Below are 15,191 nucleotides of genomic sequence, written 5' to 3'. Positions count from 1 at the left end.
CGAGGCCGCCCATAAGCGTTATGGCCACAACCAGTACACGAGACAAAGGATATGTCGTCACGATCATCCTCCAATTATAAGGTTTTCCTGTCCAAACTGCGCGCGTTTCTTTACAGGATGTCGCGCTGAAGGGCAAGTGTTTTCTGAGCCTCCGGGTCGACGTCTCGGCGGCTTGCTTTCCCGTCGCTGTCTCACTAGCCTTGCGGGGTTACCATGACCGCGGCGTTTGAAATCACGGCAATCGATCCGCGCACCAAGGCCCGTGCGGGTCGGCTGCGCACGGCTCACGGGGTGGTCGAGACGCCCGTGTTCATGCCCGTGGGCACGCACGCCGCGGTGCGCGCGATGACTCCCGAGCAGGTCGCGGCCACCGGCGCGCGCATCCTGCTCGCCAACACCTACCACCTGTTGCTGCGGCCCGGGCCCGAGCTCGTGAAGCGCGCGGGCGGGCTGCACGACTTCATGGCCTGGAGCGGGCCGATCCTGACCGACTCCGGCGGCTTCCAGGTGTTCAGCCTGAAGCACAAGGAGATCTCGGCCGAGGGCGTGCGCTTCAAGAACGAGATCGACGGCTCCGAGCTGCTGCTCACGCCCGAGCGCTCGATCGAGATCCAGCACTCACTCGGCGCCGACATCATCATGGCCTTCGACGAGTGCACGCCGTACCCGGCCACGCCCGAGCTCGCGCGCCGCGGCGTCGACCACTCCCTGCGCTGGCTGGAGCGCTGCGGGCGCGCGCACGAGGGCTCCGACCAGGCGCTGTTCCCGATCGTGCAGGGCTCCGTCTATCTCCCCGAGCGCGAGCGCTCGGCGCGCGAGACGGCGAAGTTCCCGGCGCCGGGCTACGCGATCGGCGGTGTCTCGGTGGGCGAGGGGCTCGAGGAGCTGAAGCGCATCGTGGGCTTCACCGCGCCGCTCCTGCCGGCCGACAAGCCGCGCTATCTCATGGGCGTCGGCCTGCCCGAGGACCTGGTCGAGTCGGTGGAGCGCGGCATGGACATGTTCGACTGCGTGATTCCCACCCGCTATGCGCGCTCGGCCACGCTGTTCACGCGCCGCGGCCGCATCCGCATGAACCACCGGCGCTACCGCCGCGACTTCTACCCGATCGACACGAGCTGTGACTGCTACGCGTGCAAGACCTTCACGCGCGCCTACGTGCACCACCTGTACGCGGCGAACGAGATCCTCGGCACGATCCTCGGCGCCATTCACAACGTGCGCTTCTACGAGCGGCTGATGGCCGACATGCGCCCCGCGATCGTGGCCGGCGAGTTCGGCGAGTGGAAGCGCGCGTTCTACGCCGACTACGGCACGCCGGGCGCGGACCCGGAATCCGGCGCTAACGAGTAAGTCGGACCGGAAGGCTCTTGAGCGCGTTGTTCAGGTTCGAGCGCTGGTGGCGCGGCTCGCCCAGGAGCTCGATGCGCGGGAACTCGGCGAGCAGCTCCTCGAAGAACACGCGCGCCTCGAGCCGCGCCAGCGCGGCGCCCAGGCAGAAGTGCTCGCCGAAGCCGAACGAGAGGTGCGGGTTGGGGGAGCGGCGGATGTCGAAGCGCTCGGGGTCGGGAAAGACCTCGGGGTCGCGGTTGGCCGCGCCGTAGTAGAGCGCGATGCGGTCGCCGGCTTGGATCGCCTGCCCGCGAATCACGGTGTCTCGTGTGGCCGTGCGCCGGAAGTAGTGGAGCGGGCTCTCGCAGCGCAGCATCTCCTCGACCGCGCCGGGAATCAGCGACGGGTCGGCGCGCAGCTCGGCCAGCGCCGCCGGGTGCTCGAGCAGCAGCCGCACGCCCGACGACAGGAGGTTGCGCGTGGTGTCGTTGCCCGCGGTCGCGAGCTGCACGAAGAAGCCGCCGAACTCGGCGTCGGTCATCGTCGCCCCGTCGACTTCGCCGTTCACCGCGACCGTGGTGAGATCGGCCCCGCTCTTCCCGCGCCGCTCGCCCGCGAGCCGGATCGCGTACAGCGCCATCTCGATCGAGGCCTGCGGCGCCGCCTCGGCACCGGCGGGGTTCACGTCGGCGTCCTGTGAGCCGGTGAGCTGCGCGGCCCAGCCGCGCACCTTCGCGCGCTCCTCCGCGGGCACGCCCAGCATCTCGCCGAACACCTGGCTGGGCAGCTCGGCCGCGACCTCCTCGACCAGCTCCAGCTCGCGCTTCGCGCCCGCGCGCGCGAGGATGCCGCGCGCGATCTCGCGCACGCGCGGCTCGAGGCCCGCCACCAGCCGAGGCGTGAACGAGCCCTGCAGGAGCCGCCGGAAGCGCAGATGCTCGGGCGGATCCATGCCCAGCAACGTGAAGCGCATCATCGCGAGCTGCGCCTCGGACAGCTCCTCGATCACCACGAAGCCGCGCGCCGACGAGAAGCGCTCCGGGTCGCGAGACACTTCCGCCACGTCGGCGTGGCGAGTCAGCGCCCAGTAGCCCCCGCCGTCCGGGGTCGGCTGCCAGTGCACCGGCCGCTCGCGCCGCAGGCGCGCGAAGTCGGCGTAGGGCGCGCCGCGCGCGTAACGGTCGGGTGAGTAGACGTCGATCTCGTCGGCGCGTACGCGGCCCCAGCGCGCGCCGGGCGCGGTCAGGAAGCGCGCGAGGTCGCCGCGCGCGGAGGCGAGCGCCGCCATGTCCGCCACGACGCGCAGCTCGGCGTTCGGCAAAAGCTCGACCAGGCGCTCGGCGGTGGAGAGCGGGTGACCGGCATCGCCCTCGATCGCGAGCACCAGCACCGGCATGCCGAGCCCGCGCAGCGCGGCCGGGTCGGGTAAGTCACTCGCGGCGGCGCCGCGCAGCATGCGCGCCAGATCCTCCGCCTTCCTGGCGCGCATGTCCGCCAGTATGCGCTCCTGCAGCTCGGGAGTGAGTCCGGGCATGAGGCGGCTCTGCAGCGCCTCGCGCGTGATCTCGACGTAGGCTTCGACGCCGCGCGCCTCGACCAGCCCGGCGCCCGCGAGATACAAGTCCGCCTGCGCCTTGCGCGTCTCCCAGGCCGTGGGCGGCACCACGAGCACGAGCGCTTGGAACGCGCCGGGCGCGCGCACCGCGGCGTGCAGCGTCGTCGCCGTGCCCATCGAGGCGCCGCCCGCGACCGGGCGCTCGAGCCCGAGCGCCCCCGAGAGCTCGAGCAAGTCGCTCGCGAGCGCGGACCAGGCGCCCGCCGCGACGTCGCGCGCCGGCGCCGAGCGGCCGTGGCCGCGCGCGTCGTAGCGCACGACCCGCGTGCCGGGCAGGTCGCGGAACAGGGCGTCCATGCCCAGCGCGTCCTCGCCCGCGATCGACGACGTGAAGCCGTGCGTCCACACGAATGGCTGGCCCGACCCGGCGATCTGCACGTGTGTCTTCCCGGACGAAAGCTCGATCTCGCGCTCTTCCATGCGCGAGATTCTACGCCTAGGCTAACGGCCCCATGGACGAGCCGCGCATCCGCGAGCTGCACCGCGACCTGATCGCGATCGACCACCGCTTCGCCATGCCCGGCGGGGTCGAGCTCGGGACCCGCTGCGTGCTGGTGCGACTCACCGGCGGCGGCGTCCTCGTCCACGCCCCCGGCCCGCTGTCCGATCCGGTGCGGCGCCAGATCGACTCACTGGGTCCGGTGCGCGCGCTGGTGGCGCCGAACCTGCTGCACCACCTGTTCCTGGCCGACAACCTGGCCGCCTGGCCGCAGGCGCCCGTGTACGCCGCCCCGGGGCTGCGCGAGAAGCTCGGCAACGTGCGCGTCGACGAGGTGCTCGGCGACGCGGCGCCCGCGCTCTGGGCGGCCGACCTGGAACAGATCGCCACGCGCGGAGCGCCGCGCTTGAACGAGGTCGTGTTCCTGCACCGCGCGAGCCGGACGCTCCTGTGTCTCGACCTGTGCTTCAACGTGCGCGCGTCCGGGAATCCCCTGACGCGCTGGCTCATGCGCGTGAACGGGGCCTACGGGCGCTTCGGCCCCTCGCGCATCTTCCGCCTGGCCATCATGAGAGACGCGAGCGCGATGCGCGCATCGATCGACCGCATCCTGGCCTGGGACTTCGACCGCGTGAGCGTGGCGCACGGCGAGATCCTCGAGCGCGGCGGCCACGAGGCGCTGCGCGCGGGCTTCGCGTGGCTCCGGCCCTGACCGGTTACTGCGAGAAGACCGCGCTCCAGACCATCGTGCGCCCGGTCGGATTGCCCGTGCCCACCGCGTGGATGGCGATCAGCGCGCCCGCCGAGACGGCGACGGAGTGAGTCGTGTCCGAGCAGGTCGAGTTCGTGTCGGCGATCGTGCAGGTCACCGCAGTGTCTGCCCCGTTGATGCGCACCGTGAACGCGTAGGAACGGCCAGCGCTCGGCGAGCCACTCAGTCGCACGTAGAAGCTCGAGATCGTGCCCGCGATCGGCAGCACTTGCTGCGCAGGAAGCTCCGTCGTCTGGAGCACACCCTCGTAGAGCGGGATCCAGTTGTTGCTGCCGTTCCCGATGGCCGAGTTCCGGCTGCCGCCGCCGAGGATCAGGTTGCTCGGTCCCGGGTCACCCTGCGGGCCGGGGTCACCCTGGACACCCTGAATGCCCTGCGGACCGGGGTCACCCTGCGGACCCTGCGCACCATTCGCGCCTGGCGCGCCCGGGAGGCCGGGAGCACCGGGGACACCTTGCGGGCCGGGATCGCCCTGCGGACCCTGCGCACCGGCAGCGCCCGGAGCACCCTGCGGGCCGGGGTCGCCCTGCGGACCCTGCGCGCCCGTCGCGCCCGTTGCACCGGTCGCGCCCGTTGCACCCTGCGGACCCTGGGCACCCGGCGCGCCCTGCGGACCCGGGTCACCTTGCGGGCCCTGTGCGCCCGTCGCACCCGTGGCACCCGTCGCGCCCGTGGCACCCGTCGCGCCGGTCGCGCCGGTCGCGCCCTGTGGACCGGCGGCGCCCTGCGGACCCTGCGGGCCCGGGTCACCCTGCGCACCCTGCGCGCCGGTCGCGCCCGTCGCGCCCTGCGGACCCGGCGCGCCCTGCGGTCCCTGCGGGCCCGGGTCACCCTGCGGACCTTGCGCACCCGCCGCGCCCGCGGCGCCGGCAGCGCCCGCGGGACCCTGCGCGCCCGGGTCGCCCTGCGGGCCGGGATCGCCCTGGGGGCCGGGCGGGCCGGACTCACCTGCGTGAGACATCGGCTGGATCTGGCAGTCACCGCCCGTCGGAGTGATGCCGTTTCCCACGACCTTCAGGTAGGGCGCGGTCTCGGTCAGCGTCACGTCGAGCAGCGCGTGGATGCGCAGTGACTTCGCCGGCGAGACGCCCTTCTTGGGCTTCGAGAGCTTGTCCTGGACGTAGCTGACGTTGGGATCGTTCGCGTCGAGCGTGACCTCGTCCAGCGGGACCGTGCACGCCGCGTCGCTGTAGAGCTGGAAGTCGAGTGAGTCGCTGGCCAGGGTCTTCTTGAAGTCCTTGCGGCTCACCCAGTAGTCGACCGCGATCGCATCCGCGCGCGCGAGCTCCGAGAGCGCGAAGCTGGCGATGGCGACCAGAAGAACCGCAACCCGACGACCCAAAGTCATGACTCCTCCCCCCGATGGCAGCAATGACTGACGCGCGCATCGGAGAGCGGAGGCCGTTCACTTTAGGCGGAACTCACGGGCGGCGCGTGTGGCACACCCAGTAGAACTCTTTCGAGGTGGTGCGTTTCCCCTCCGGTCGCACCTCCGTCACCGACGCGAACTTGCGCCGGAGCTCCTTGCGGAACAGGTCGCTCTCCTGGCCGGGGAAGCCCTTCACGACCAGGAAGCCGCGCGGCCCGAGGAGTGACTCGGCCAGGCCGAGCGCCGCCTGGTAGAGCTCCTCGATCGCGGCCAGGTCCACGTCGCGCACGCCCGTCAGCTTGGGGGCGGCGTCGCACAAGACGGCGTCGGCGGGCCGGCCGAGCGCGGCGCGCAGCGTCTCCAGCGCCTCGGGCGCCGTGAAGTCGGCGGTGAGCACCGTGACCTGCGGCGCCGCGAGCGCCGGGGTCTCCTCCAGGTCCACGCCGACGATCCGGCCCTCGGGCCCGACGCGCTGCGCGAGCACCTCGAGCCAGCCACCGGGCCAGCAGCCCAGGTCGAGCACGGCCGAGTTGCGCGCCAGCGGCGGCGCGCGTCGCAAGAGGTCCTCGAGCTTGAACGCGGCGCGCGAGCGGCGGCCTTCGTCTTTCGCGCGGCGGTAGAAGGCGTCCTTGCGGTCGTAGCGCGCCGTCGGCGCTAGACCTTCACGGTCGGGCGGATGCGCACGAACCCGTCGGCGCAGCCCGGAATCGCGCCGCGCACGTACACCAGGTTCTTCTCGAGCTCGACCCGCTCGACGCGCAAGTTCAGCTGAGTCACGCGCGAGTTGCCCGAGTGACCCGCCATGCGCAGGCCCTTCTTGATGCGGCCGGGGAACGTACCCGACGAGACCGCGCCGCCGTGGCGGAACGATTCGTGGTTGCCGTGCGAGTCACTGCGCGTGGGGAAGCCGTGGCGCTTGACCACGCCGGTGAAGCCGCGGCCCTTGCTGGTGCCGATCACGTCGACGAACTCGCCCGCCTTGTAGCCCTCGCAAGTCACCTGCTGGCCGACCTCGTACGACGCCAGCTGCTGGGCGTCGACGGGCACCTCGGCCAGCACGCGCTTGGGCTCGGTCTTGGCCTTAGTGAAGTGACCCTGCATGGCCCTGGGCGTGTGCTTCTTCTTCTTGTCGGCGAAGCCGAGCTGCAGCGCCGAGTAGCCGTCGGTCTCGTCCGACTTCTTCTGCACCACCGTGCACGGCCCGACCTCGATCACCGTGACGGGCACGCGATCGCCGGAGTCGTTGAAGATCTGGGTCATGCCGAGCTTGCGCCCGATCAGTTCGAGGCTCATCACAACACCTTATCGTCGCATGGGCACCCTACCCATGCTCCGGCTACTCGAATGGGCACCCTACCGATGCTCCAGCCGTCTGAGGGGCGCGCATTATAGCCGGGGCTTCCGCGCTGCCCAACCGCGGAACTTCCCTATACTCCGCGCCCGAATAGGGGCCCGACCCACCCCCCGCTCGTCCGGGGGGCGGGCCTTTTCGCGTTTAACTACCCGAAGATGAAGAGCCAAGACTTGATCGAGCGCGCCCTCTCCGGGGCGCGGACGCTGCGCATCGGCCGCATCCGCGGCTCGGGCGGGGCTTGCCTCGCCGCGCGCCTGCGCGGCGCGTTCCCGGGACCGCTGCTCGTGATCTCGCCCACGACCACGCGCGCCGAGCGCTTCGCCGCGGCGCTGCGCGCGCTCGCGCCGGGCACCGACGTGCGGCTCTTCCCGCGCTACGACGTGCCGCCCTACGACCGCTTCTCGGCCCACCCCGAGGTCGAGGCGCGGCGCATGAGCCTCTTGTACGCGTGGCTCTCGGCCGGCCCCGACACGCCGCTCACGGTGGTGTCGTCGTGGTCGGCGCTGCTGCGGCGCACGCCCTCGCGCTCCGAGCTGCGGGCGCGTGTGACTCACCTGGAGCGCGGGCTCTCGGTCGACCGCGACGCGCTGGTCGACGTGCTCGCGCAGGCCGGCTACCACCGCACCAGCCTCGTGGAGGAGCGAGGCGAGGTCGGCGCGCGGGGCGGGATCGTCGATCTCTTCCCGCCGCAGCTCGAGCGGCCGGTGCGCATCGAGTTCGACTTCGACGCGATCGGCTCGATCCGCACGTTCGACCCCGCGACCCAGCGCTCGCTCGGCGAGCTCGAGCGCGTGGTCGCGATCCCGCCGCGCTCCTACCGCCTGCCCAGCGACCGCGACTCACTGATCCAGGAGGTGCGGCGCATGGGGCGCGAGAAGCGCCTGCCCGAGTCGCAGATCTACGCCGTGACCGAGGCATTCGCGCGCCGCGCCATGCCGCCGGGCGTGGAGAACCTGGAGGCGCTGCTGCACGACGAGATGGAGACGGTCTTCGACTATCTCCCGCCGGCGACGCGCATCGTGGTCGACGATCCCGATGCGGGCAAGGCGCGCGCGCTTTCGTTCATCGGCGAGGTGTTCACGGGCCACGAGCACGCCGCCGCGCAGGACCGCGTGGTGTGCGACCCGCTCGCGCTGTGGGTGACCGACGAGAGCGCCTGGAAGCGAGTGCTGCAACACCGCCCGGTGTTGCTCGACCCGATCGGCATCGTGGATCCGACGGCCGACGAAGAGGTCGTCGACGCGCGCGGCGCCGACCACCGCGAGCTGCGGCGCGAGATCGAGGAGCAGCGCGGCAGCGGGCGCGCGCTCGAGCCGCTGACCCAGCGACTCACCGCCTGGACCGAAGGCCAGCGCCGCGTGCGGCTCACCACGCCCACGCTCGCCGCCGCCGAGCGTCTGGTCGACATCCTGCGCGACTACGGGCTCGAGCTGCCCGTGCACGTGCCCGCCCCGGGGCAGCCGCCGGAATGGCCCGCCTGGCCCGAGCCCGGCGCGATCGACGTGGCGATCTCGCCGCTCGCCGACGGCTTCGAGCTGCCCGACGACTCACTCGTGGTGGTGACCGAGCAGAACGTGTTCGGCGAGCGCGTGCAGCGGCGCGTCGCGCGAGTCACGCGCCAGTCGAGCGCGGTCGAGCGCCTGGCCCAGATCCAGGAAGGCGACTTCCTGGTGCACGCCGAGCACGGCATCGGCCGCTTCGGCGGACTGACTCGCATCTCGCTGCTCGGCGGCGAGCAGGAGTTCCTGCTCCTGCTCTACGACAAGGGCGACAAGCTCTACGTGCCGGTGTCCCGGCTGGGCCAGGTGCAGCGCTACGGCGCGGCCGACGACGCCGCGCCCGTGCTCGACCGGCTGGGCGGCCAGACCTGGGTGAAGACCAAGGCGCGCGTGAAGCGCGCGGTGCGCGAGATGGCCGAGGAGCTCCTGGCCGTGGTGGCGGCGCGCGAGCAGCTGCCGGGCTTCGCGTTCCCCCCGCCCGACGCCTCCTACGAGGAGTTCGAGGCGCGCTTCCGTTTCGAAGACACACCCGACCAGCGCAAGGCCACCGACGACGTGCTGTCGGACATGCAGCGCGCGCGGCCCATGGACCGGCTGGTGTGCGGCGACGTCGGCTTCGGCAAGACCGAGGTCGCGTGCCGCGCCGCGTATCTCGCCGCGGCCGGCGGCAAGCAGGTCGCATTCCTCGTGCCCACGACCGTGCTGTGCCAGCAGCACTTCGAGACCCTGCGCGAGCGCTTCGCACAGACCGCGATCACGATCGCCTCGCTCTCGCGCGTGACTTCCCCCAAGCGCGTGAAGGAGGTTCGCGAGGGCCTGGCGTCGGGCAAGATCGACGTGGTCGTCGGCACGCACCGCCTGCTCTCGAAGGACGTCGCCTTCCGCAACCTGGGTCTCTTGATCGTCGACGAGGAGCACCGCTTCGGCGTGGCGCACAAGGAGCGCCTGAAGCAGATGCGCAAGCTCGTCGACGTGCTGACACTCACCGCGACGCCGATCCCGCGCACCTTGCAGATGGCTTTCTCGGGCATGCGCGACCTGTCGGTGCTCCAGACGCCGCCGCCGGACCGCATCGCGGTGCGCACGCAGGTGGCGCGGGTGGGTGAGGAGCTGATCCGCGAGGCCATCGAGCGCGAGCTGCACCGCGGGGGTCAGGTGTTCTTCGTGCACAACCGCATCGAGACGATCGGCGAGATCGCCGACTACGTGCGGCGCGTGGCGCCGCAGGCGCGCGTGGTGGTGGCTCACGGGCAGATGTCGGGCCCCGCGCTCGAGAAGACCATGCTCGCGTTCCTGCACCGCGAGCACGACGTGCTGGTGTGCACCGCGATCATCGAGTCGGGTCTCGACATCCCCAACGCCAACACCATCCTCGTACACCGCGCCGACATGTTCGGGCTGGCGCAGCTCTACCAGCTGCGCGGGCGCGTGGGGCGCAGCAACCGCCGCGCGTATGCCTATCTGCTCTTGCCCCCCTCGGGCCAGGTCAGCGAAGAGGCGCAGCGGCGCATCGAGGCGATCCAGGACCTGTCGGAGCTGGGCGCGGGCTTCCGGCTGGCGACCGAGGATCTCGAGATCCGCGGCGCGGGCAATCTGCTCGGCGGCGAGCAGTCCGGCCACGTCGCGTCGGTCGGCTACGACCTCTACATGGAGATGCTCGAGCAGGCGATCGCGCGGCTGCGCGGCCAGGAGGACGCCGACGCGATCGAGCCCGAGATTCGCCTGCCGCAGGCGGCGCTGCTGCCCGAGAAGTACGTGCCCGAAGTGAGTCAGCGGCTCGCGCTGTACAAGCAGCTCTCGGGCGCGCGCGACGACGACGAGCTGGCCGCGCTGCGCGGCGACCTGCTGGACCGCTTCGGCCCGCTGCCCGTCGAGGCGCAGAACCTGCTCGAGGTGATCCGGCTCAAGATCCGCTGCCGCCGCCTGGGCGTGGTGTCGGTCGACGTGAAGGGCCGCGAGCTCTCGCTCAAGATCGGCGAGCGCGCCCAGGTCGACCCGAGCCGGATCGTGAAGCTGCTCGGGCAGCCGGGCAGCCAGCTGCGCGCCTACCCGGACCGGCGGCTCGGGCTGAAGCTCCGCACCCCCGCGGATGCCCTGGCCGAGAGCCTTGCGCTCGTGGACCTTCTCGTGCCCGAATCCCGGCCCCAGCCAGAGGAGCGCCGACAGCCATGAAGATCCTCGCGGCGCTCGCCGCCGCCCTGATCCTCTCTGCCTGCGGGTCGCGCTCGGGCGACGACGGCTGGGCGGCCGAGGTCGACGGCCAGAAGATCCCGGCCCAGGAGCTGCGGCGCGCGGTCGACGAGCGGGTCGACGACAATCCCGACCTGAAGCGCGAGGACGTGGCGGGGGAGGTGCTGCAGAAGCTCGTCTCGGATCAGGTGGTGCTGAACTACGCCAAGAAGCGCGGGATCGACGTGACTCCGGCCGAGGTCGAGGCGCGGCTGCGCGAGATCCACGGCGAGGACTGGAAGGACCCCGACCCCGAGTACCGCCAGGCGGTGCGGCGCGAGATGATCGTGGAGCGCACGGCGCTGGCCGATCTCGGCCAGCGCGCGCGTGTGCCCGACAGCGCCCTGCGCGCCTACTACGAGGAGCACCACGCCGAGTACGCGACGCCCGCGCGCGTGCAGATCCGGCAGATCGTGGTCACGGAGCGGCCCAAGGCCGAGGCACTGCGCCAACAGGCCGAGGGCGGGGCCGACTTCGCCGAGCTGGCGCGCGCCAACAGCGTCGCGCCCGAGGCCAAGGACGGCGGCCAGCTGCCGCCGTTCGCCAAGGGCGAGCTACCCGAGGCCTTCGACCGCGCGTTCGACACCGAGCCTGGCAAGATCTCGCCCGTGATCGAGTCGCCCTACGGCTTCCACCTGTTCCTGGTCGAGGCGCGCCTGCCGCCGCACGAGACGAGCTTCGAAGAGGCGCACGACAAGATCGCGGTGGTGCTGAACGAGCGCGCGCTCGACGACCTGCGGCGCGACTGGGTGCGCGAGCTGCGCAAGAAGTCCGAGATCAAGGTGAACGACCGCGTGCTGGAGAGCCTGCGATGAGGCGAGTGAGTGCCGCGCTGATCGCCCTTCTGCTGGCGGCAGGCGCCGCGCGCGCGGAGACCGCCGACGGCGTGGCCGCGATCGTGGGCGACGAGGTGGTGCTGCTGTCCGAGGTGCGCGACGCCTGGCAGGCCTACGTGTCCAAGCTGCGCGCCAAGGGTGAGTCGGTGACCCAGGAAGACGCCATGCAGCTGCGCAACCAGGCGCTGCAGAGCCTGATCGACGAGAAGCTCGTGGGCCAGATCGCCAAGAAGCAGAACATGGCGGCGAGCGAGGAGGACATCGACGAGTCGGTGAAGGGCATCGCGCAGGACGAGGGAGTCAGCGTCGACGCCATCTACGCGGCGGCGGCGCAGCAGGGCCTGGACAAGAAGGCCTACCGCAACCAGCTCGGCCAGCAGATCACGCGCATGAAGATCGTGCAGGGAGCCGTGCAGGGGAAGGTGCACGTCACCGAAGACGACGTGAAGAAGCTCTACGACGAGCGCTACGGCCACGCCAAGCCGGGCGTGCGCATCCGGGTGCTCCACATCCTGATTCCCGTGCCGGCCGACGCACCCCAGTCACAGCGCCAGGAGGCGCGCGAGCTCACCCAGCAGCTGCGGGACAAGGCCAAGGAGAGCGGCGACTTCAGCGCGCTCGCCCGCAAATATTCGGCCGCGCCGACCGCGTCGCAGGGCGGGCTCACGGTGTTCCGTGAGTCCGACGCGCCGCCCGAGATCAAGGCCGCGATCGAGAACCTGAAGCCCGGCGAGGTCAGCGGGGTGATCGAGACCACGCACGGCGAGAACCTGTTCCAGTATCTCGACCGCTTCGACCCGGCCGACGTGCCCTACGAGCAGGTCTCCGACAAGCTGCGCGCCGAGCTGATGGAGCGCCAGACCATGCCCGCGTTCGAGAAGTGGATCGCCGACGTCCGCAAGTCCCGCTATATCGAGGTGGTCGCACCGGAGCTGCGTTGAGCGAGCGCCCCCGCACCCCCCGTCCCCGCATCGGCATCACCGTCGGCGATCCCGCAGGGATCGGTCCCGAGGTGGTGGCAGCCGCTTTGCGCGCGTTCGCCGCCGAGCCGCTCGAGCTGCGCGTGTACGGCGACCTCGACGCAGTGACTCGTGCCGGCGGCGCGCTGCCGGAAGGCACGCACCGGCGCTTCGCGAGCGCCGCCGTCGAGCCCGGCCACCCGCGGCCCGAGGCCGCGGCCGGGATCGTGGGCGCCGTGCAGGCCGCCGCGCGCGATTGCCTGGCGCGCGAGCTCGACGCCGTGGTCACCGCGCCGCTCTCGAAGGAGATCATCGGCGCAGGCGGGTTCGCCTATCCGGGCCACACGGAGCTCTTCGAGGAGATCGCCGGCGGGCGCGCCGTGATGCTGCTCGTGGGCCGCGGGCTGCGCGTGGCGTTGGCGACGATCCACTGCGCGCTGCGCGAGGTGCCCGGCCGACTCACACGCCCGGGGCTGGTGTCGGTGCTGGAGATCATGCACGCGGACCTGGAGCGCCGCTTCCGCGTGCGCGCGCCGCGCATCGCGGTCTGCGGTCTCAACCCGCACGCCGGCGAGGGCGGGCGCTTCGGCGACGAGGAGGAGCGCATCATCGCGCCCGCGCTCGCCGACGCGCGCGGGCGCGGTGTGGACGCGCGCGGCCCGTTCTCGGGCGACAGCCTGTTCCACCGCGCCGTCGCGGGCGAGTTCGACGCCGTGCTCGCGATGTACCACGACCAGGGCCTCGCGCCTCTAAAGACGCACGCCTTCGGCCAGGCGGTGAACGTGACTCTTGGTCTTCCGCTCGTGCGCACGAGCGTGGACCACGGAACCGCCTTCGACATCGCGGGGAAGGGCAAAGCGGACCCGTCCTCGCTGCTCGAGGCGGTAAGATTGGCGGTCGAGCTCGCGCGCAACGAGCGGGGGGAAGCGAGATGAGCGAAGGCCGCCCTGAGCGAGGCGTGCAAGCGCCGGAGCATGGGTAGGGCTGCCCATGCGATCACAGGGCAGGCGCGCGCAGTGAGCCGCAGGCGAACGGAGACAATCGGATGAGCAGTGAGCCGTCGGACATCGTCGTTCGGGGTGCCGCCGAGCACAACCTGAAATCGATCGACGTCCGCATTCCGCGCAACAAGCTGGTGTGCTTCACCGGGCTCTCGGGCTCGGGCAAGTCGTCGCTCGCCTTCGACACGCTCTACGCCGAGGGCCAGCGCCGCTACGTCGAGAGTCTCTCCGCCTACGCGCGCCAGTTCCTCGACCAGATGAAGAAGCCCGAGGTCGACTCGATCGAGGGTCTCTCGCCCGCGATCTCGATCGAGCAGAAGACCACGAGCCGCAACCCGCGCTCCACCGTCGGCACGGTGACCGAGATCTACGACTACCTGCGCCTTTTGTACGCGCGCATCGGCATCCCGCACTGCGTGAATTGCGGCAAGCCGATCCAGGCGCAGACCGTGAAGCAGATGTGCGAGCGCGTGCAGTCACTGCCCGAGGGCACGCGCATCCAGGTGCTCTCGCCGGTCGTGCGCGGGCGCAAGGGCGAGTACCGCAAGGAGCTGCGCGAGTTCCAGAAGCAGGGCTTCGTGCGCGTGCGCATCGACGGCAAGGACTGGCAGCTCGACGAGGCGCCGGAGCTCGACCGCAAGAAGCGGCACGACATCGACCTGGTCGTCGACCGGCTGGTGATTCGGCCCGACGTGACCCAGCGCCTGGCTGACTCACTCGAGACGGCGCTCAAGGCCAGCCAGGGCTTCGCCAAGGTCGACATCGGCCCCGGCGGCGAAGAGGTGCTGTTCTCGGAGCTGGCGGCCTGCATGGAGTGCGGCGCGAGCTTCCCCGAGATCAACCCGCGGCTGTTCTCGTTCAACAGCCCGCAGGGCGCGTGCCCGGCCTGCGACGGCCTGGGCACCAAGGACTTCTTCGACCCCGAGCTGCTCGTGCCCGACCCGAACCTGTCGCTCAACGACGGCGCGATCGCGCCCTTCAAGGGCCGCGGCCACGCGTCGAGATACTACAACTCGATGCTGCGCTCGCTGTCGGGGCACTATGGCTTCTCGCTCGACACGCCCTGGAAGAAGCTCGCGCCCGAGGCGCGCGCGCAGATCCTGTCGGGCACCGACGAGAAAGTGACCTTCCGCTTCGGGCGCAGCCGCAAGTGGAGCTTCGACCGGCAGTGGTCGGGAGTCATCGGGCTGCTCGACAAGCGCTACCGCGAGAGCGAGTCGGACCTGGTGCGCGAGGGCCTGCGCGAGTACATGAGCAACACCTCGTGCGAGGACTGCCAGGGCGCGCGCCTGCGGCCCGAGGCGCGCTCGGTGCTGGTGGGCACAGTCAGTCTGCCGGACGTGGGCAAGCTCTCGGTCGCGCAGGCCGTGGCGCACTTCGAGAAGCTGGTGCTGGGCAAGCAGGAGCTCGCGATCGCCGAGCGGCTGCTGCGCGAGATCCGCGAGCGGCTCACCTTCCTGTGCAACGTGGGGCTCGAGTATCTGACGCTCGAGCGCACCGCGGCCACGCTCTCGGGCGGCGAGAGCCAGCGCATCCGCCTGGCGACTCAGGTCGGCTCGGCGCTCGCGGGCGTGTTGTACATCCTCGACGAGCCGTCGATCGGCCTGCACGCGCGCGACAACGGACGGCTGCTGCGCACGCTGGTCTCGCTGCGCGACACGGGCAACACCGTGATCGTGGTCGAGCACGACGAGGAGACGATCCGCGCCGCGGACTGGGTGGTCGACCTCGGGCCCGGCGCGGGCCGCCACGGCGGCGAGGTGGTCGCCGAGGGCACGCCGGCCGA

Annotated in this window: 11 protein-coding genes; 7 read left to right on the top strand and 4 right to left on the bottom strand. The window is 71.4% G+C overall.

The window, feature by feature from the left end; all coding sequences use genetic code 11:
* Nucleotides 1–213 precede the first annotated feature (213 nt).
* Nucleotides 214–1,353 (top strand): tRNA guanosine(34) transglycosylase Tgt, encoded by a 1,140-nt coding sequence (tgt, locus tag VMR86_05115; protein HTO06419.1) that lies wholly within the window; start codon nucleotides 214–216, stop codon nucleotides 1,351–1,353.
* Here tgt and VMR86_05110 read toward each other — a convergent pair.
* Entirely contained in the window at nucleotides 1,343–3,367 is a 2,025-nt protein-coding gene (locus VMR86_05110; protein ID HTO06418.1) for a cytochrome P450, read from the bottom strand. The genes tgt and VMR86_05110 overlap by 11 nt on opposite strands.
* A gap of 32 nt (nucleotides 3,368–3,399) precedes the next feature.
* Here VMR86_05110 and VMR86_05105 point away from each other — a divergent pair, with 32 nt between their 5' ends.
* A complete protein-coding gene (locus VMR86_05105) occupies nucleotides 3,400–4,098 on the top strand; it encodes a DUF4336 domain-containing protein (protein HTO06417.1) in 699 nt (232 codons plus the stop codon).
* A 4-nt stretch (nucleotides 4,099–4,102) separates the two neighbouring features.
* On the opposite strand, the gene VMR86_05100 is transcribed toward VMR86_05105, so the two are convergent.
* From VMR86_05100 to rplC, 3 genes are all read right to left on the bottom strand, one after another.
* Nucleotides 4,103–5,500, bottom strand: a complete 1,398-nt coding sequence (locus VMR86_05100; GenBank protein ID HTO06416.1) for a hypothetical protein — start codon at nucleotides 5,498–5,500, stop codon at nucleotides 4,103–4,105.
* A gap of 79 nt (nucleotides 5,501–5,579) precedes the next feature.
* A complete protein-coding gene (locus VMR86_05095) occupies nucleotides 5,580–6,227 on the bottom strand; it encodes an RlmE family RNA methyltransferase (GenBank protein HTO06415.1) in 648 nt (215 codons plus the stop codon).
* Nucleotides 6,182–6,820: a 50S ribosomal protein L3 gene (gene rplC, locus VMR86_05090; protein HTO06414.1), complete on the bottom strand. Its 639-nt coding sequence runs from the start codon at nucleotides 6,818–6,820 to the stop codon at nucleotides 6,182–6,184. The genes VMR86_05095 and rplC overlap by 46 nt, the downstream gene beginning before the upstream one ends.
* A gap of 216 nt (nucleotides 6,821–7,036) precedes the next feature.
* On the opposite strand from rplC, the gene mfd reads away from it, so the two are divergent.
* The 5 genes from mfd to uvrA all read left to right on the top strand — a co-directional run.
* A complete protein-coding gene (gene mfd, locus VMR86_05085) occupies nucleotides 7,037–10,552 on the top strand; it encodes a transcription-repair coupling factor (GenBank protein HTO06413.1) in 3,516 nt (1,171 codons plus the stop codon).
* Nucleotides 10,549–11,424: a peptidyl-prolyl cis-trans isomerase gene (locus VMR86_05080; protein HTO06412.1), complete on the top strand. Its 876-nt coding sequence runs from the start codon at nucleotides 10,549–10,551 to the stop codon at nucleotides 11,422–11,424. The genes mfd and VMR86_05080 overlap by 4 nt, the downstream gene beginning before the upstream one ends.
* Entirely contained in the window at nucleotides 11,421–12,386 is a 966-nt protein-coding gene (locus VMR86_05075; protein HTO06411.1) for a peptidylprolyl isomerase, read from the top strand. Before VMR86_05080 ends, VMR86_05075 begins: the two co-directional genes overlap by 4 nt.
* Nucleotides 12,383–13,339 carry a 4-hydroxythreonine-4-phosphate dehydrogenase PdxA gene (gene pdxA / locus VMR86_05070; GenBank protein HTO06410.1) on the top strand — a complete coding sequence of 319 codons (957 nt, stop codon included), beginning with the start codon at nucleotides 12,383–12,385 and terminating at the stop codon, nucleotides 13,337–13,339. The genes VMR86_05075 and pdxA overlap by 4 nt, the downstream gene beginning before the upstream one ends.
* Nucleotides 13,340–13,449: 110 nt before the next feature.
* The coding region (gene uvrA, locus VMR86_05065; protein ID HTO06409.1) for an excinuclease ABC subunit UvrA at nucleotides 13,450–15,191 on the top strand (1,742 nt) is incomplete at its 3' end.

Source organism: Myxococcota bacterium (assembly GCA_035498015.1).
Classification (GTDB): domain Bacteria; phylum Myxococcota_A; class UBA9160; order SZUA-336; family SZUA-336; genus VGRW01.
The sequence above is the reverse complement of the archived record's forward strand: the minus strand, read 5'-3'. Positions and strand labels throughout refer to the sequence as shown.